Raw genomic sequence first — 17,264 nt, forward strand, 5'->3', positions numbered from 1 at the left:
AAAAGAGCTGCTCCTGCATCGCTGCGCTAGCTTCGTCGCAAACGAGGTTCTTCAAACCTCGCTTCCTGCGGGGCCTTCAGCTCAGGCTTTGCCCGCTGGAGTCGCCGCCTTCCGCTTCATTCAAAGATATTTCTTATTTGAGAGTTATTTCTTTTACAGAAGAACACCAAAGATACACTTTCTGCAGTTTCTTTTGGGTTCTCCAGATATGGAGCAAAACAGCGGAGAAAACCGTACTGCTCCTGCAGCGCTTTGCGCTTCGTCGCAAAGTCTTGCCTGCGGGGCAGCGTAGCGACGAGTCAGCCGAGACCCCGCAAGGAGCGAAGCGACTGAGGAGGCTTGGCGCTCGCCCGCGGCAAAAAACATGTGCTCCTGCAGCACTACGTGCTTCGTCGCAAAGGCATAGCCCCAATGCTTGGGTCCATGCCTTCGCAGCTGTTTTGCGGAATATCGTTTACCATATTAGCTCAAAAAGCAGAAATTTAATGAATAACTTCAGTTAAATTAAAAACAGCCCCGCCGGGATGGCGGGGCTGTCTCTGATTGACTTTATTCTGTTGTAAACTTGTAGCCGAAGCCTCTGACGGTCCGGATATGCACCGGATTGGCTGGATCTTTCTCCACTTTCCGCCGCAAGTTGCTGATATGGACTTTGACCGTTTGGATATCCCCTTCGGAATAATAGCCCCAGATGCGGTCGTATAATTGTTCTGCCGTCCACACGCGGTTTGGGTTTTGGGCCAGCAGGAGAAGCAATTGGAATTCCTTGTGGTAAAGCCGGACCTGCTTGTCGTTGACGTAAAGTTCCCGTGCATCGATATGGATTTTCATATCACCGAATTCCAGAATGGCCAATTTATCTTCGTCGCCGTTTTTCCAGCCGTTCCTCCGGAGGATGGCACGGATGCGGGCTTCAAGTTCATTGAAGTCGAAAGGTTTGGTTATATAATCATCCCCTCCCGCTTCAAGGCCATTGATCTTATAGGACAGCTCTTTGCGGTAGCTGACAAATAAAATCGGCATTTTCGTCTGCAGACGGATTTGTTCACAGACTTCCAGGCCATTCATCCCCGGCATTTCGATGTCGAGCAAAATGATGTCCGGGTTTTCCTTCGCTAATTTATCCATCGCTTCATAGCCATCTTCAGCGTCTATGACGCGGTAGCCTTTTTTAATCAGGAACAACCGCATGAGTTCGCGGATTCCTTCTTCGTCTTCGACGACCATTACAGTTGCTTCGCTCATGGCGCACACCTCCTATCGTTTTTAAAAACTCAGCGGCAAAGCGATATAGAACACGCTTCCCTTGCCCGGTTCACTTTCAGCCCAGATCTCCCCTTTATGGGAAAGAATGATTTCTTTTGCGATGGCGAGGCCCAAGCCGCTTCCTTTGTAATGTTCCGATTTCTCCATTTTAAAGAATCGGTCAAAAATATGCGGCAATACTTCCTGGTCAATTCCGCTTCCGGTGTCCGCCACTTTTATGATGACTTCGCCCTCAAACTCCTCCAGGTCAAGCACTGCCCCTTCCGTGCCGCTTGCGTAAACTTCAGTTGAAATGGTGATTTTCCCATCTTCAGAGGATGTATGCTTTACTGCATTCCACAGGACATTGGAAAACACTTGATCGATTCTGTCGACGTCAATTGACAGGATAAACTGATCTTCGAGCGGATTGCGTCCTCTTAGGCTGTGTTCGAATTTCCGGCCGCTTTGGGTGACATCGGATTCCATGCCGGTGGTTAGGCGGTTCAGCCACTGGCTCAGCTTCACTTCTTCAAAGCGCAATGTCATATTGCCCGATTTGTATTTGGACAGCTCAGTTAAATCTTCTGTCAGGCGTTCCAGCAGCAACAATTTGTTGTGGATCATGTCCAGGTATCTTGGGTTTTTCTCGTCGATGAGACTTTCTTTGACCGCTTGGATATAGCTGTGGATCAGCGTAATCGGCGTCCCCAGTTCATGTGAGATCGTCGACAGCATTTCGTTTCTGGATTTCTCGATTTCCTGGATTTCATCGTTGACCGTCACCAAGTTCATATTGGTGATTTCCAGCGCCATCGTGCGTTCTTTGATATTGCGCTCCAGGAAATAATTGACGTTCGTGATTTCCTGCGTCAGGCTTCTCAAATTCGCCAGCGTCTCGACGCGCAGCAGAAACTCTTCCTTGTCGCACGGCTTCACCAAATAATCATTGGCGCCTGCCGTGAAAGCGTTCGTCTTATGGCGCATCCCTTCTTCTTCCGACATCATCAGAATCGGCAGTTCCGTTAACGTGAATTCTTTTCGGATGCTGCGGCATAATTCGTCTCCGGTCATATCAGCCAGCGCCCATTCAAGGATAACCAGGTCAATCGGCTGCTCACCAAGAAGTTTCAGCGCTTCTTTCCCTTCGGAAACCCCGGTCACTTCAAACCCTTCCCTCATTAGATGGTAAGTGACCATCTGTCGATTGACATCGATATGGTCGACAACCAGGATGCGGATTTGTTTTTGTTCCCGTCTGCGCTGGCTAAGCGATTGTGTCAGCTCCGCAGCGGACAATTCTTCGATTTCGACTTTCTCGGCTTCCTGCGGTTCGGCCAACTCTTCTTTCATATAGATTGGCAGTGTAAAACTGAACGTCGAACCTTTCCCAGCTTTCGATTCCACTTCCATCCAGCCGCCTTGCAATTCGACGAGCCGTTTGGAGATGTTCAATCCGATGCCGATACCTGTGCCATGGATTCCGTCAACGTCTGATTCCAGCTTCAATGGAAACGGTTCGAATAAAGTCGGAATCTCTTCTTCTTTAATGCCGATACCGGTATCCCGTACGGAAATTTGAATCTGTTTGCCGATTTGATTAGCGGTAATGACAATTTCGCCCGAAACTGTGTATTTGATGGAGTTGTCCAGCAGGTTGAAAAGAACCTGCTGCACCCTGTCCGGATCAGCAATAACTTCCGGAAGGTCATCCGGAATCGTGTGGTACAAGGAAACGTCTTTGTCTTTGAGCAATGGCCGGCATACCGTTAGCACTGTTTCAGCCAAATCAAGCAGTTTTACCGGTTCGACATGGACATCGAGCGCATTCTGTTTGAGCTTGGAAAAATCCAGAATATCGTTGATCATATGCGCCAATTTCTTCCCGCTTGTAACGATGGTTCCAAGCTGCTGGTTCGCATTTTGAGGAATGCGGCCATAGGTCATTTCCTGCAGCGACTCGGCAATGCCGATCATGCCGTATAAGGGCGTTCTTAAATTATGGGATGTGATGGCAAGCAGCTCATCTTTGCGCTCATTGGCATGCTTCAACGACTCCATTGCCAAGCGCTGCCGTTCAACAGCCTTCCGTTCTAATTCCTGTTTCTCCAGTCGTTTTACTGCAGCTTTATCATTCAGTGCGAGGGCGGCCATCAGAATTCCCAGGCCTACTGCCAGATAACCGCCATGCCGCGTTCTCAGCGTGAAAGGCATATAGCCATTCATCACCAGGAACGAAACTGCAATGCCGAACATCAACAGGAATGTGCCGACTGTGTAATACCTGGCGTAGAGGATATGTTTTTCCAGGCATATCACCGAGATGATGAAAACTGCGATTGAACTGGCAACAAGCATCAGCGGCAAAATGAGGCGGATGGCTTCTAAGTTCATCAGCAGAACGAGCAGCATGATTAAATCTGCCGCAATAAGTCCCTTGAACACTTTTTCAAGCCATGGCAAATGCCGCCGGATATCCAGAAAACTTTCCGTAAACAACAGCAGGAAGATGGTGCTCAAGCCAATGAAAAATAGGATCGAGCGTTCATTCCACCAAATCATATCCGGCCAGATAAATGCCAGCGTCAAACCTGTGAGCGAAGAAATCGCGAATAAAATCGACATGGATAGGAGGGCGAAATACAAAAAACTCAATTGTCTGAGACGCATGAATTGAAACAGATGATAGGCTGTGATGACGATGGCGATACCTGTCCCTAAACCGATCAATGCTGTCGTCGATCTCGTTTCCGCTTCAAATGCCTTTTCTTCCCAAATTGCTACCGGAATTTGCATTGGCCCTCCAGATTTTACATGCAGATAAAAGGTCCCTGCTGCACCTTCTTCCATATCAAGGTTGAAAACGAGATTCCGGTGGTAGTATTCGCGCTCGCCGACTGGCACCGACCGGCCGCTTTCCTTCGCTTCGAATCCACCCCCGGGTGCCGGCATATACAATGTGACATCGTCCAATGTTGAAGAAGCGACTTCCAACAGCCACTTCTTGTCAGCCGTCGTATTTTGCAGATCGAAACGGATCCAGTAAGCACTTTCTGTATATCCTTCATTCAATGTTCCTTCTATATTCGGCATGAACTGCATGCCCAGAATCGGCTGCGAAACCTCTTCCATCGTCAGGCTGCCTGAAATATCTTCTAAAATGGACATTTCGCTATCCAAATGGATTTTATCCATCGAATCGGTCAAAATCAGCGTCTCGCCGCTTTCTTCTAATCCGCCTTCGGGGCTTTTGGCAGTTATAAAGAACAGCATGATAAAAAGGATAAATACTATTTTCACGGCTATAGAAACGTTCCGGTAAAGTCGGGACATAATCAAGCACCTCTGTTTTTCTAGAATTCATTTTAGGTCATTATCCAATCAAAAAAACAGCATCAGCCATAAATTCTTATTTAAATTCTAACTTGTATAATTTATTTTGAATATTTAAATTATTTAGATTCGCTATTTATGAACCATAAGTATCATTACCAATTGATAGAATAATACCATTATACTTGGAAAAAGAAAACATTTTTTTATCTGAAAATTCAAATAAAACTATTGACCCAGAACGTTCTTGCGATTACTCTATAAAAAAGGACATTCCAGGTTCATTCGTCGCATGAAATTTGAATCGGGCTTTTCAAGGCCCCAGAAGAGGTGATAGCGATGTTCCAGAAGAAATCTTCAAGCCTTCCGAAAAAGAAGAAGAATTGGTTTGGTATTTTTGTAAAGATTTCCATTGTAATAGGTGCACTATACTTGTTGGTGCTGTTTCCGAAAGCCACCAGTACATTAGATGAAATCCATGAACCGCTCGTCAGGGAAGCATCCCCTAAACGGCAGGAGAAAGTCGTTTTGGAAGATAAGGATCCGATTTCAGTCCTGCTGCTCGGTGTTGATGAGCGTGCAGGTGATAGAGGCCGCTCGGATACGATGGTCGTTGTCGCCATTAACCCGGAAAAAGAATCCACCAAGATGATCAGCATTCCCCGTGACACTTATACGGAGATTGTCGGGCTCAATATGTCCGATAAGATTAATCACGCCTATGCTTTTGGAGGCATTGAAATGTCGATGGATTCCGCTGAAAATCTTTTGGACATTCCCATCGACTACGTCGTCCAGCTGAATATGGAGGGGTTTGAAGACATCGTCGACGCATTGGACGGCGTCAAGGTCGAAAACTCTTTTGCTTTTGATGACTTTGCAGCAGGCGAACTAACTTTGAACGGCAAGCAAGCACTGGATTACGTAAGGATGCGCTACAACGATCCGGATGGGGATTTCGGCCGCCAGAATCGCCAAAAGCAAGTGATTCAGAGCATCATGACGAAGGCCGTTTCCGCTAAAACACTTTTCAATTACCCGAAAATTTTCAATGCATTAGGCAATAACGTAAAAACCAATATGGGCTTCAATGAAATGATCGATGTCCAGAATAATTACCGCGATGCCACAAATGACTTGGAACAGCTTTATTTCGAAAAGGGATACGGTGAAACAATCGGCGGCATCTGGTATTACATGATGGATAAAGAAGAACTTGCTGAGGTGCAGACGGTTTTTAAAGAGCAATTGGAAATCAACCCATAATAAAAATCCAGCCGCATCTTACATGCGGCTGGATTTTTTGGGTTCATTATTTTTTGGGTGCGAGTTCAACAGCTTGGCGCAATGCTTCCACTAAGCTTTTTTCATCTGCTTTGCCTGTGCCCGCAATATCAAAAGCGGTGCCGTGGTCTACGCTTGTCCGGATGATGGGCAGCCCGACCGTAATGTTGACCCCTGACTCCAAGCCCAACACCTTGACCGGACCGTGGCCCTGGTCGTGGTACATGGCAACAACGATATCGAAGTCGCCGCGCACCGTGCGGAAAAACAATGTATCCGCAGGCAGCGGCCCTTGCACATCGATTCCTTCAGCCTGCGCTTTCTCTACTGCAGGCACGATTTTCTCCGCCTCCTCGCCGTAACCGAACAATCCATTTTCCCCAGCATGTGGGTTGATTCCGCATACTGCTATCTTTGGAGAAGCAATGCCAGCCTTGGTCAAGGTCTCGTGCGCCAAGTGAATGACGTGCAGCACACGTTCAGGCGTAATCATATTGATGGCATCAATGATGCCTACATGCGTAGTGACATGGATCACTTTTAAATTCGGAGCGGAAAGCATCATTGAGTAGTCGGTAGTACCGGTCAGTTCAGCCAGTATTTCTGTATGCCCAGGATAAAGATGACCCCCTTTTTGCAAAGCCTCTTTATTCAATGGAGCGGTGCAGATAGCGTCAATTTCTTTATCATTGCCAAAGCAATCGCTTTAGCTAAATATTGGAATGCCGCATTGCCGGCTTCCGCAGACACTTCGCCGATTGGCAGCGTATCCGGAAGCAGCGCAAGATCCAAACAATCGATTACAGCCGGATCGAATTGTGCTTCTCGCGGATGTTTGATGCGGCGAATCGCTTTTGTGCTGCCCGTGAATTTTTTTGCGCGTTCCAGAATCGACGCATCACCGATTACAAAAGAACGGCTTGTTTCATGCACAACCTTATGTTCGAAGCTTTTTAAAATGATTTCCGGACCGACGCCTGCCGCGTCCCCCATTGTAATTCCAATTATCGGTTTATAAGTTTGCATGTAATCCCGCTCCTCTCAGATAATCGACGGCATCCACCAGCGAATGGCTAGTGCCAAAGCCGCCCGCTTTTGTAATAGCCGCCATTTTTTTGTTTTTCCAGTCCACGATTCCAAGCGGCAATCCCGGCTCTACTTCAACCTTCAATTCCATGTCCTGAATGCCCAGTTTACTGCAGATTGCTTTTGCGGTGTCACCGCCCGTCATGATGATCGCGTCGAAAGCGAATTGTTCCAGCGCTGCTTCAGCGAGCAAACCCAGGCCTTCTGCAATCCCTTTTCCACAAGCAGCTGCTGACAATCCATTGCCGGCTGCCCATTGCTTGACCCGTTCGCGGTTTTCTTCCGAACCATCCACATAAATTACCGCAGCGTCCCATCCATCCTCAGCCAAATGCTGCCGCATGGCGGAAATTGCACGAGCCGGATGTTCCAAAAGTTCCAGCGGATCCGCTTCCGCCATTACCGTCCCTTCTCTTTTCTGCAACGCCGCTAATTGGCCGCTGGTCTGGCCGGATAAACTGCCGGCAGCCACAAGGACTTTTTCTGCCCCGATTTGTTGCCGGCCGCTGTTTTCACTTGTGCTTAATTCTGTATACAGATGGTTGATCATGCCGGCGGATCCAGCCCAGCCGATTGCCAACTCCGTTGCTTTAGCCAAAACTGCCAGTTCAGCGAAATCCGCTTCACCGACCGCGTCGCACACCAGCCATTCCACGCCTCGCTCGAACTGCTCCTGCACCCATCTTGGAGCCTCTTCGCTAAAAAGAACTTCCCGCGTAAGAACTGCAGCCTTGGCGGTTCCCGCTCCCAATAAATCCGGAATAAAGCTTTTCAGGACCGGCGTTTTAGGGTCTTTTGCAAACTCGGTGTCCGTGATTTCTACGCCGTTTACATAGAGAACACCGTGTTCAACGGTTCTGCCCATTACCGGAAAAGCGGGAACGATCCAAATCATGTCCATCCCACCGGCATCTTTCATCGCCTGCAATTCAGCTGCCACTGGTCCTCGCAACGTTGAATCCACTTTTTTATAAAAATCGGTGATGCCGCTCGTTTTCAATCGCATGATTTCCCGGTGGACAATTTGGTAGGCATCCCCTGCAGCCATTGCCCGGCTATCGGTATCAACAATCCAAACGTCGATCCGTTCATCGCCAAAATTTGAAGCGTTCGCTGAATCCGTCAGCAGCACTTTTGTCCGAAGCCCCTTCTGCGCTAGCCGCACACCCGTGTCATTGGCCCCGGTAAAATCATCTGCAATGATGCCAATCCCTTTCGCCACATCCTTCAACCCCTTTGCCGCAAGCAGCTTGTGCCGCTAGCCTTTCTTTCACTATAAATTGAATATTAAATATTGCAACAAACAGAAGACTATTTCCCTCTATAATTAGAATAACGTTTAAAAATGCAACGAAATTGCAAACTCACGATTTGAGTTTGCGCCATAATGTTGCCCGATTGATTCCCAGGCGATGGGCCGCTTTGGTCTGGTTCAGCTTTTCTTCTTTCAAAACATGATTGATGATTTTCTGCTCAATTTCTTTCAGTGTCTCGTTGTCATCGATGCTGATCATCCCATGGGCAGAGTCGCCTATCGGCATGAAGGCTGTTTTCTGCAAAGTAGGGCTTCCAATCACGTACGTTTTTTCAATCAGCGCCAGGTTTTTCACATAAGCTTTCAAAGATGCAGAATTGCTGTCTTTTACTGAATGCACGATGGTTTCCAATGCAGCATTTTCCACTTTGACTGGCTGCGTTCCCAGCGTTTGGTGAAACCCCTCTAGATAAGTTTGGACTAAAGCAGGAATGTCCGCCTGGCGATTCACCAATGTCGGAACCGAAAGCAGGATCGCTTGCTCAAAACCGGTGTGTTCTGCTAATTCCGTCGTCAAAGCAGGAATGGAAATTATCAGCTGGATATTTTTCGCGGCCGCCAGTTGCGCAATTACCGTTAAATAAGCCGTCTTTTTTTCATCCGGAATGGCAGTCAATTCAATAAACAAGGTCGAAATGGAGTCTGGCAGGCTGCTAATCTCTATGTCTTGAAGATTTTGTGCGCTGGCTTCTGCGAAAAATCCGGTTTTGCCGTGAAACACGTGCAGATAACGTGCCAGCTCCTGCTTAGCCAGACCGTCTTTTCCAACCAGCAGCAAAAGAGAAGAAGCACATGCCGGGGCTTCCGCTGCCAATAGCAGGTTTTTCATCGCTGCACTATCAGCTGCCAGCAGCGGGAGATGGTTGATTTGTTCAAGCTGCAATGCTTCCGCCTCCTGTGCATCGAGCCGTTCAAAAAAGAAATAAATGAGCGTGCCATCCCGATCGGCAATGCGTTCTGCCCGCACTGTGAAACGAACCTTACCGTTATGTGCTGTAGACAATACAGGAATTTCGCTGCTTAGCAATTTTATCCGCATCGTTTCCAATTCTTCGTTTGAAATCGGTTGCCCGTCGAACAACGTCCACTGGGCTTCGACTGTCCGTCCATCTTCTCCAAGCGTTATGAAATCGATTTTTTGCCTGGCAAGAACCGTGCTGAGGATGCGTTGCTTGCGCCCGCTTTTTTCCATTGTTGAAATCAAGCGCCGTGCTTCTTCAATCGCCTCCATAACGGACTCACGTCCTGATTGGATCAACAAGCCTTCCATGCCCAGCCGCTCTGCTGCTTCCACTGTCACGACATCACCGAGAACTCGGCTGATCCCTTCTTTTTTCAGTTCCTCCAATACCTGTCCGATTTCTTCCGCCTTTTGTATCGTTGCCACTTTAATATCCATATCCAGCAAGCCCGCTATCGAACCTGCCCCCATCGTGACAGAAGGAAAACCCGCCAATGCGCTGTTTGCTTGGCGAGGTGCCCCCATCAGCGTGATGGCACGCAACAGATCGTAGCCTGAAATCCGGATTTCGATGACCGGCAAATCGATTGCGTTGCGGATCATTTGTGCCGTTCCGCCTCTGCTGATGATTAAATCTGCGCCCTCGCGCTCCATGCGTTCAGCCGCCAACACGCCCGCTTCCAGATTACCCGCTTCAATCAGAAGCTCGACCGTTGGAAACGCATCTTTTAAATCTTCTATCAGCTGCGCCATTGCTTCGTATGGCGGGATGATCCCAATTGTAATATTTCTTGCCACAACCCTTCCTCCTCTTTTTTCTAGTTGTTGCTATTATAGCAATGCACCAACCCATGCGCCGCAATGCCAATGTATTATTCTGTCAACTTCTTGGCCACCCGTTTATAATAGCTGTAACAATAGACTGTAAAGGGGCTGTCTTCATGTGTTTGATTAATTTCCAATTGAACGATCATCCAAAATACAAATTAGTGCTGGCTGCAAACCGCGATGAATTTTACTTGCGCCCGACAGAATCGGCCCATTTCTGGAAAGACGAACCCCAATTATTGGCCGGCCGCGACCTGATGCAGATGGGGACTTGGCTGGGCGTCACCAAAACTGGCCGTGTTGCTGCGTTGACGAATTTCAGGGATCCCTCAGCGCCTGAAGCCGATAAGATTTCACGCGGTTCGATTGTACGGCATTTTCTGTCCACCGACATGGATGCGCGGCTTTTTCTGGAAAACTTGATCCCGGAAGACTATGCAGGCTTTAATATTTTAGCCGGTGATGGCAGCCAATTTTTTTATTACAATAACCTTGAAGCGAAAGCCACGGAAGTGGAGCCAGGAATTCATGGCCTCAGCAACCACTTCCTCGATACGCCTTGGCCGAAAGTCGTAAAAGGCAGTATGCATCTCGAACGCTACCTTTCGGATAACGAGGACGTGCACATCGATGACTTGTTCGACATTCTGCAGGACGCCGAAGAAGCGATAGACGGCGATTTGCCGGACACCGGAATCGGCTCTGAGCTCGAGCGCAAGCTGTCGCCGATGTTCATAAAAACGCCGGATTACGGCACCCGCTCCTCCACCGTCTTGCTCATCGGCCATGACGGCCACGTCGTTTTTGCAGAACGTGTTTACACTAGCGGCAATTTGCAGGAAGACAACCGCTTTGAGTTCGATATTGAACAATGAAGCACGGATTTTGAGCTAGTTCATGTTAAGGTCTCGCTAGGTCATGTTGATTCTCTCACATATCATGTTAACGTGTTGCTAAATCATGCTAACGCCGGTTTAGTTCATGTTAACGCGAGAACCTTTTTCTTCAAACCATAGATGGATGCATTTCGCCTCTGCGAAATGCGCAATTGCTTGAAAGGAGCTGTCCGCAGAAGCGGGCAGCTTTTCCATTTATGCGCTTGAACTTGGATCGTGAAGAGATTTTCACTTTTCCGCTCTCTTCTTAAAGGGGCTTTCCTATGCTAGTTCATGTTAAATGCTAAACAGTTCATGTTGACTGCTGGCTAGATCATGTTGATTGTCCCGCACATCATGTTAAGTTCCCGCTGGTTCATGTTAACGCCAATTTAGTTCATGTTAACGCGAGAACCTTCTCCGTATTTACGCCGAGAAGCTCTTTCACATTGGCAAGATGCGCATTTTCGTCAAGAAGAGCCCTTCGCAGATTCGCGAAGGGCTCTTTTTGAACTTTTATCTTTCCTTGCCGTTATGCAAAGTCGATGGTCATGCTGTCGAGCAGCCTTTTGTACTCGGTGTATTCTTTCTCCCATTCGGCGTTCCGATCGATTTCTTCCCCTTTCAGCAAAGACTCGATGACATCCAGGCAGACATGCCAGCCGGCAAGATCCTTTGCCGTTTGGGGTGTGATGTTACGAATAGACTCAACTAGCTTTAATTTCGTCCCCTGATTCACAGGCGATACTTCAAAACGGACTTCGTCGTCCCACCAATTGAACGCCAGAACTTTGCCTTCCTCAAAATCAACAATCTCCAAGCTGTCAGAATTGCCGTTTCCCATATCGAAAGCCAACGATCCGCCTTTTCGCAAATCGGTAATCTCCAGCTCTGAAAACCATTGATTGAGCTTTTCATTGTCCGCCAGCATTGCCCATACTTGTTCACTCTCAAACGGCAATGTCCGTTCGAATCTTGCCTCATACCCTTGCTCTTTTTGTGTGATTTCTGCCCGCATGCCTGTTCCTCCTAATCTAATAGTCGTGATTCCATTATACACGAACACAAGGCGCTGTTTTGATGGGTGCATCATGCTAGAATCGGGTATAGGAACTTAAGGAGTTGAAGATATGAGATTAGGCTATGCTTGTATGAACACTGAACTGAAAACCGTCTTCCGCACGGTGCGCGTTGCGACTGTGGAAATGGAAGGATCGGCTAAAATAAAGGAATTGACGCTGCAGAATATGCAGACCACTTTGGAAATTTTGAAATGGAATGTGGAGAATGGCATTTATTTTTACCGTGCATCCAGCTCCATTATCCCTTTATCGACGCATCCGATTAACGACTGGACATGGTGGGAAGATCCGGATTTCCTTGAAATTGCTGCACAGATCCGAGAGCTTGTGGAAAAGTATAAAATGCGCATTTCCATGCATCCCGGCCAATATACCGTCCTAAATTCACCAAAAGAATCGGTCGTCGAGAAATCAGTCCAGGACTTGGAGTACCATGACCGGCTGATTCAATTGCTCGGGGGCAACGACTTGATCCTCCATACGGGAGGCGCATATGGCGATAAAGAACAAGCCAAGCAAAGGTTTGCTGAGAATTACGCGCTTCTTCTCTCGCCTTCCATCAAGCAGCGGCTGCGCCTGGAAAATGACGATAAGACGTTTACCATACGCGATGTACTTGACGTCAGCAAAATTGCAGGCGTTCCAGTGTGCTTCGACATCCACCACCATAATTGCAATAACGATGGGCAACCGGTCGACTTTTCGGAAATCCTGGCAACGTGGGAAGGGTTCGGGACGCCGAAAATCCACATCAGCACAGGCAAAGAAGGGTTCACCGATTTGCGCCACCATGACCTTATTGCCGAAGAAGATTTTAATGAACTGCTCTTGCTGCTAGGCGGCACTGATGCAGACATCATGTTCGAAGCGAAGCTGAAAGAGCAATCCGTGCTGCCATTCGTACGCAAACTTCAAAGCGTGCAATGACTCCACCATGAAATCAATTGAAAAGCAAAAGGAGGCCGAAATTAATTCGGCCTCCTTTCTATTGGGCTGTAGGGAATTCCAATGTAAATACGGTGCCCCTGCCTTTTTCAGACTGGACATTTATTTCGCCGCTCAATTGGTGCGCAATGCTATACGATACCATCATTCCGAGACCGGTGCCTTTGCTTTTCGTAGAGAAATAAGGTTCCCCTAAGCGTTGAAGCTCTTCCTTGGTCATGCCGCATCCTTCATCTTTAATGAGAATCAGCACAGAAGGCGCTTTTTCCTTGATGCGGATCGTCAATATCCCGCCGTCTGGCATGGCATCGATTCCATTGCGGATGATGTTGATGAGCATTTGATGGAACTTTTGGCGGTCCCCCATGATTTTCGCCTGGCAGCCACCATCAATTAAATTGATAGTGACTTTTTCCCAATTAGCGTACGGTGTAAGCACCTTCAGCACTTGCTGAATTTCCATTTTCACTTGGAGGAGCTCAAGCTTGCCGCTCACTGGTTTCGCAAAAACCAAGTAATCTTCGATCAACTGGTCCGCTGCTGTGATTTCGTGAAGCATCGTATCGTAGAATTCAATTTGCTTGTCGCGGCTATACTCATGATCTTTCATTAATTGGACGAATCCCTGAATGCTCTGGATCGGATTGCGGAGTTCATGAGATACCGAAGCCGCAAAATGGCTGACGGTCTCAAGCTTTTCATGCTTCATCAATGAATTCAATAAATATTCCTGGCGCTGGATATGCTCGATCAATAATGCGGCGATTGCCGTGACAGCTCCTTGGCTCAGCATAAGAATGGCCCAAAGGCTGAAGATATTGCCGATCGGGTTGCCGAAAAGCCAATTTCCCAATAGCATATTGAAAACCAAAGAAACGATGGCAATGCCAAAGACCAGCACCACTTTCCATAAGCGGTTGATGCGCATATAAAGAGGGCGCAGAAGCGGGACACTAACAGCAACTGCAAAAATGGTCAATACGCCCATGTACATGCCATCCCCGCCAATGGCGATGCGTCCGATTGCCGCAACCAGGAAAAGAATCGCACTGACAGCCGGTCCGCCGTAAAGTGCTCCGACAATGAGCGGCACTTGCCTGAGATCAAAGATGTATTCTTCCCCCAAAACTTGATAGGGAAAGACCATGCATAAAATGATGGATAGCGAGAACAGCGCAGTCAATATTGCCCGGTGGCTTTTAAAGAAATTGCGTTTGCCCGCAGTCGCAAACATCTGATACATCAGGATGGGGAAAATGATGAAAAAGATATTATTGATCATTCCTGTCATCATTTCAAAAATCTCGTCCATCCCCTCGCTGAATTAGTTTGAAATTCATTATACAACTTGGGCAGTAGGACAATCCACACATTTCAGCCATATCGCCCAGCTCTTTTATGGATAAACGTCATCCGGCATGGCATTCCTGATTTTTTCCAGCGCACGCCCCTTCCTCTTTTTCAAGCCTGAAACGGACAGGCCTTGCTGCTCAGCGAGTTTCCGAATACTCTCGCCGTTGATAAAAAGATCTTCAAGAAGTGATTTTTCCTGCGCCGACAAACGGATGGATTCCAACCATTCTGGCAGTTTATTCTCAAGAAGAGGGTTTGCCGGCTCTTCCGCCCCCGGATTCTCCATTAGCGTAAAACGGATGGAAAACCGATTTTCCCGATTCAATTCATCCAGCATCGCTCCATGGATCGAGCGGTAAGCGAACGGAGTAAAATCTCCTTTTGTTTCGTCAAACCGCAGCCACGCTTGCCATAAGGCCACTTCGCCAATTTGGCGGTATGTTTCAAAATCGCGGTAAATATGCAATTTTCGGATGAGCGCCGAAATCATTGGTGTATATTGCTGCAATACTTCTTCTATTGTATCCACTTCTAATCCTTCTGGACGTCCTTGTTATTCCCGGGTAAGGCTAGCTTAGCCAACCCAGGAGAACTGCACAAAAGCATTATTAACACGTCTAATCTATCATCTAATATTTTTGTATACTCAATACATGACGTTTGTCGTATTAAATTGTCATAAAATATCCTATTTTCTGATTATAGTATTGATTCTCCAAAAACCGAATGGTAAGATTCTCTAGTACGCAGAAAGGGGATCAACTGCTTGGGAAAGTATGATGAGAATTTTATTGACCGTTCCACATTATTTCTGTTGTCTTCATATGAAACAGAGCGCAAGTCGAAAGTGGTGACGAAGCACGGGGAGTATTATTCACGGCTCTCAGCCCTGCAGCTGATAGACAGGGCATGCATGCTTTACGCTTCGACTTACGAAGGCCGGGTCAAGGCAACGAGGCATAACCTTAATCAGCACAAAAAAACACCCATTCTCATCTCAAGTGACGGCGTTGCAGCATTTCCAACAAAATCCCCTTCCCATCCGGAATGCGTTTGGATTTTCAACCATGATTATCGGACCGAATTCGTATCGGTCGGAAAAACTAAAATCATTTACGAACAATATGGCATTTCAGTGGTGCTTGACGTTTCCATCCATACCTTGGAAAAGCAGCGCACGCGTATGTATGAAATGCTGTATTATTATTTGAAAGTTCGCGACAGATACGATATATAATCAGCATATTGCTATTTCGAACCTCCTTTCTTAGAAGCAAAAGACACCTCACTGTGCATTGGACGAGCCATCCAATTCAGAGAGAGGTGTCTTTTTCGTTATGCCGCTTCATAGCGGACCAATAAAAGCAGAATTTCTATTTCCCATTTCTCAGGATCCGGCTCGATTTCCGGATCCGTCAAGAAAATTTCAAATCGTCCGTTCCAAATTTCGTATTCCTCTTCCCAGCGCTTGTCGAATTCCAATCCCTCCGCTTGCGCCCATTGCACCAGCGCTTCATGCGACTCCGGCAAATTATCAGGATGCCCCCGGTGGATCGCCTTCAAATAAGATCCTCCGGGAATCGTGCTGACCACGACCCGCTCATCCCCCGCTGCCATCCGGTCCACTGGCACACCGATTTCCAGCGTAAACGCTTCATCGCCGCCGCTTGAACACCAATACCTGTAAAGCGGCATTCCTTCAGCCTTCAATTTCCTTTTTTGAAGCCACTCAACGATTTCGGGAATCAACGCAGCCGCTTCCTCCCATTCCACATCCACCGTTTCGAACGCGATTGCTGCATACGGCTTTTCCATCTGGTATTCCACTATCGGTTCACTTATATAACGTCGGGCCATCTCAACCCTTCCTTTCAATTATGCTAGAAGTCTTTCCCTTGCAGGTGTCAGAAGCGCCATTATATACGTTGTTTTCTTGGTCCAGCTTATATAGTAATAATTCGATAACTGCAGTGAAATTCCTGCATGCTGAACCGACATTAAATGTACATATCTTGAGTGCTTCAGGAAATTGATTTCCTGTGCCTTAAGCCTTATTGTTAAGCTATGACCACACGGTTACTTTTTATGACTCAATGGTTACAAGGAGGGATTAAATGGATAAACGACAGGAATTAATGAAGCAAGCTACACGCTTTTTTTCTTCCAAAGGATTTCATCAGACTTCCGTTCAGGAAATAGCGCATGGAGCCGGAATTTCCAAAGGAGCGTTCTATAAACATTTCGATTCAAAAGAGAGCCTATTCGTCGAATTGCTGAAACGGTACCAGCTCGATTTGAACGCTGCGATGGCCGCTCCCCGCTTTACAAATGCTGCCGACAGCAAACAGGCGTTCATTGACAAATTAATTTTTGAAATCGAAAAGACCATTTCCGACAAGGAATTCTTCCTGATGATTTTCAAGGATTTTCCGAAAGACGACAGCGGACAGATGCAGGCTTTGTTCCAGGAATTGCGGACATCGCAGCTGGACATCACCAAAAACATGCTGCTTGAAGTTTACGGGGATGTCGCCAAACCATTTATCGCCGATTTGGCAGCGCTGTTCGACGGCATGAAGCGCGAGTTTTTCATTTACCTCATTTTTGAAAATGAGCGCCTGGATGTGAACAAGCTGGCGCAATTCATTGTTGCCAGTATGGATGCCATCGTCCGCAATCTGGAGCATATGGAACCGGTCCTGTCCGCCATCCCTCACGCGCTGAGCCCATTGGACGAAACTTTTGCAGCATTAGAAGAAAAAATCCGCCACACCGCAGCGGACAATGAAAAGCGTTTGTCTTCGCTGCGCCTGTTAAAAGAAGAAGTCCGCAAGCCGGAACGCCAGGATTTCCTGATCGAAGCGCTGATCGCTTATTTGGCGCAAGAACCGGAACTTGAGCCAGAACTTTCCCGGCTCCAGAAGTTGATATAACACCGAACCCATTTTTTATACGAG

At 47.4% G+C, this 17,264-nt stretch carries 14 protein-coding genes and 1 pseudogene; 6 read left to right on the plus strand and 9 right to left on the minus strand.

From position 1 onward, the window contains the following. Positions 1 to 292, plus strand: a 292-nt coding sequence (locus tag EGV91_RS17270; protein ID WP_206662870.1) for a hypothetical protein, incomplete at its 5' end; no start/stop codon positions are given. Positions 293 to 549: 257 nt separating this feature from the next. Here EGV91_RS17270 and EGV91_RS11690 read toward each other — a convergent pair. Next, entirely contained in the window at positions 550 to 1,245 is a 696-nt protein-coding gene (locus EGV91_RS11690) for a response regulator transcription factor (RefSeq protein ID WP_135503948.1), read from the minus strand. A 21-nt stretch (positions 1,246 to 1,266) separates the two neighbouring features. Next, positions 1,267 to 4,578, minus strand: coding sequence for an ATP-binding protein (locus tag EGV91_RS11695; protein ID WP_135503950.1), 3,312 nt, complete (start codon positions 4,576 to 4,578; stop codon positions 1,267 to 1,269). 339 nt (positions 4,579 to 4,917) lie between these two features. On the opposite strand from EGV91_RS11695, the gene EGV91_RS11700 reads away from it, so the two are divergent. Further along, entirely contained in the window at positions 4,918 to 5,844 is a 927-nt protein-coding gene (locus tag EGV91_RS11700; RefSeq protein ID WP_135503952.1) for an LCP family glycopolymer transferase, read from the plus strand. Between the two features lie 46 nt (positions 5,845 to 5,890). Here EGV91_RS11700 and pdxA read toward each other — a convergent pair. The 3 genes and pseudogenes from pdxA to EGV91_RS11715 all read right to left on the minus strand — a co-directional run bounded on the left by pdxA (position 5,891) and on the right by EGV91_RS11715 (position 10,022). Then, positions 5,891 to 6,888: pseudogene (gene pdxA / locus EGV91_RS11705) on the minus strand (4-hydroxythreonine-4-phosphate dehydrogenase PdxA). Next, the gene (locus EGV91_RS11710; RefSeq protein ID WP_135503954.1) at positions 6,875 to 8,170 is read right to left on the minus strand and encodes a four-carbon acid sugar kinase family protein; all 1,296 of its coding nucleotides are present in this window, start codon (positions 8,168 to 8,170) and stop codon (positions 6,875 to 6,877) included. The pseudogene pdxA and the gene EGV91_RS11710 overlap by 14 nt, the downstream one beginning before the upstream one ends. Before the next feature lie 142 nt (positions 8,171 to 8,312). After that, entirely contained in the window at positions 8,313 to 10,022 is a 1,710-nt protein-coding gene (locus EGV91_RS11715; protein ID WP_135503956.1) for a PrpR N-terminal domain-containing protein, read from the minus strand. Between the two features lie 143 nt (positions 10,023 to 10,165). On the opposite strand from EGV91_RS11715, the gene EGV91_RS11720 reads away from it, so the two are divergent. Continuing rightward, the gene (locus EGV91_RS11720) at positions 10,166 to 10,927 is read left to right on the plus strand and encodes an NRDE family protein (protein WP_135503957.1); all 762 of its coding nucleotides are present in this window, start codon (positions 10,166 to 10,168) and stop codon (positions 10,925 to 10,927) included. A 532-nt stretch (positions 10,928 to 11,459) separates the two neighbouring features. On the opposite strand, the gene EGV91_RS11725 is transcribed toward EGV91_RS11720, so the two are convergent. Continuing rightward, positions 11,460 to 11,945: an SRPBCC family protein gene (locus EGV91_RS11725; protein ID WP_158290608.1), complete on the minus strand. Its 486-nt coding sequence runs from the start codon at positions 11,943 to 11,945 to the stop codon at positions 11,460 to 11,462. Positions 11,946 to 12,057: 112 nt separating this feature from the next. Between EGV91_RS11725 and uvsE the strand changes: the two genes are divergently transcribed. Further along, positions 12,058 to 12,936: a UV DNA damage repair endonuclease UvsE gene (gene uvsE / locus EGV91_RS11730; RefSeq protein WP_135503961.1), complete on the plus strand. Its 879-nt coding sequence runs from the start codon at positions 12,058 to 12,060 to the stop codon at positions 12,934 to 12,936. A gap of 58 nt (positions 12,937 to 12,994) precedes the next feature. Here the strand turns inward: uvsE and EGV91_RS11735 are convergent, their stop codons facing one another. Both EGV91_RS11735 and EGV91_RS11740 read right to left on the minus strand, forming a co-directional pair. Then, the gene (locus EGV91_RS11735; protein WP_221300774.1) at positions 12,995 to 14,266 is read right to left on the minus strand and encodes an ATP-binding protein; all 1,272 of its coding nucleotides are present in this window, start codon (positions 14,264 to 14,266) and stop codon (positions 12,995 to 12,997) included. 84 nt (positions 14,267 to 14,350) lie between these two features. Continuing rightward, positions 14,351 to 14,836: a sigma-70 family RNA polymerase sigma factor gene (locus EGV91_RS11740; RefSeq protein WP_135503963.1), complete on the minus strand. Its 486-nt coding sequence runs from the start codon at positions 14,834 to 14,836 to the stop codon at positions 14,351 to 14,353. 237 nt (positions 14,837 to 15,073) lie between these two features. Between EGV91_RS11740 and EGV91_RS11745 the strand changes: the two genes are divergently transcribed. Further along, positions 15,074 to 15,544, plus strand: coding sequence for a competence protein ComK (locus EGV91_RS11745; RefSeq protein WP_135503965.1), 471 nt, complete (start codon positions 15,074 to 15,076; stop codon positions 15,542 to 15,544). Between the two features lie 98 nt (positions 15,545 to 15,642). Here EGV91_RS11745 and EGV91_RS11750 read toward each other — a convergent pair whose 3' ends face one another. Continuing rightward, positions 15,643 to 16,164, minus strand: coding sequence for a GyrI-like domain-containing protein (locus EGV91_RS11750; protein ID WP_135503967.1), 522 nt, complete (start codon positions 16,162 to 16,164; stop codon positions 15,643 to 15,645). Positions 16,165 to 16,421: 257 nt separating this feature from the next. Here EGV91_RS11750 and EGV91_RS11755 point away from each other — a divergent pair, with 257 nt between their 5' ends. Further along, positions 16,422 to 17,240, plus strand: coding sequence for a TetR/AcrR family transcriptional regulator (locus EGV91_RS11755; RefSeq protein ID WP_135503969.1), 819 nt, complete (start codon positions 16,422 to 16,424; stop codon positions 17,238 to 17,240). Positions 17,241 to 17,264 lie beyond the last annotated feature (24 nt).

This window comes from Planococcus koreensis (genome assembly GCF_004761975.1).
Classification (GTDB): Bacteria; Bacillota; Bacilli; order Bacillales_A; family Planococcaceae; genus Planococcus; species Planococcus koreensis.

Excerpts from the sequence above, each read along its gene's own strand:
- EGV91_RS11690 (WP_135503948.1), bottom strand. The coding sequence starts at position 1,245 with ATGAGCGAAGCAACTGTAATGGTCGTCGAAGACGAAGAAGGAATCCGC.
- EGV91_RS11695 (WP_135503950.1), bottom strand. The coding sequence starts at position 4,578 with ATGTCCCGACTTTACCGGAACGTTTCTATAGCCGTGAAAATAGTATTT.
- EGV91_RS11700 (WP_135503952.1), top strand. The coding sequence starts at position 4,918 with ATGTTCCAGAAGAAATCTTCAAGCCTTCCGAAAAAGAAGAAGAATTGG.
- EGV91_RS11720 (WP_135503957.1), top strand. The coding sequence starts at position 10,166 with ATGTGTTTGATTAATTTCCAATTGAACGATCATCCAAAATACAAATTA.
- EGV91_RS11725 (WP_158290608.1), bottom strand. The coding sequence starts at position 11,945 with ATGCGGGCAGAAATCACACAAAAAGAGCAAGGGTATGAGGCAAGATTC.
- uvsE (WP_135503961.1), top strand. The coding sequence starts at position 12,058 with ATGAGATTAGGCTATGCTTGTATGAACACTGAACTGAAAACCGTCTTC.
- EGV91_RS11735 (WP_221300774.1), bottom strand. The coding sequence starts at position 14,266 with ATGGACGAGATTTTTGAAATGATGACAGGAATGATCAATAATATCTTT.
- EGV91_RS11750 (WP_135503967.1), bottom strand. The coding sequence starts at position 16,164 with ATGGCCCGACGTTATATAAGTGAACCGATAGTGGAATACCAGATGGAA.
- EGV91_RS11755 (WP_135503969.1), top strand. The coding sequence starts at position 16,422 with ATGGATAAACGACAGGAATTAATGAAGCAAGCTACACGCTTTTTTTCT.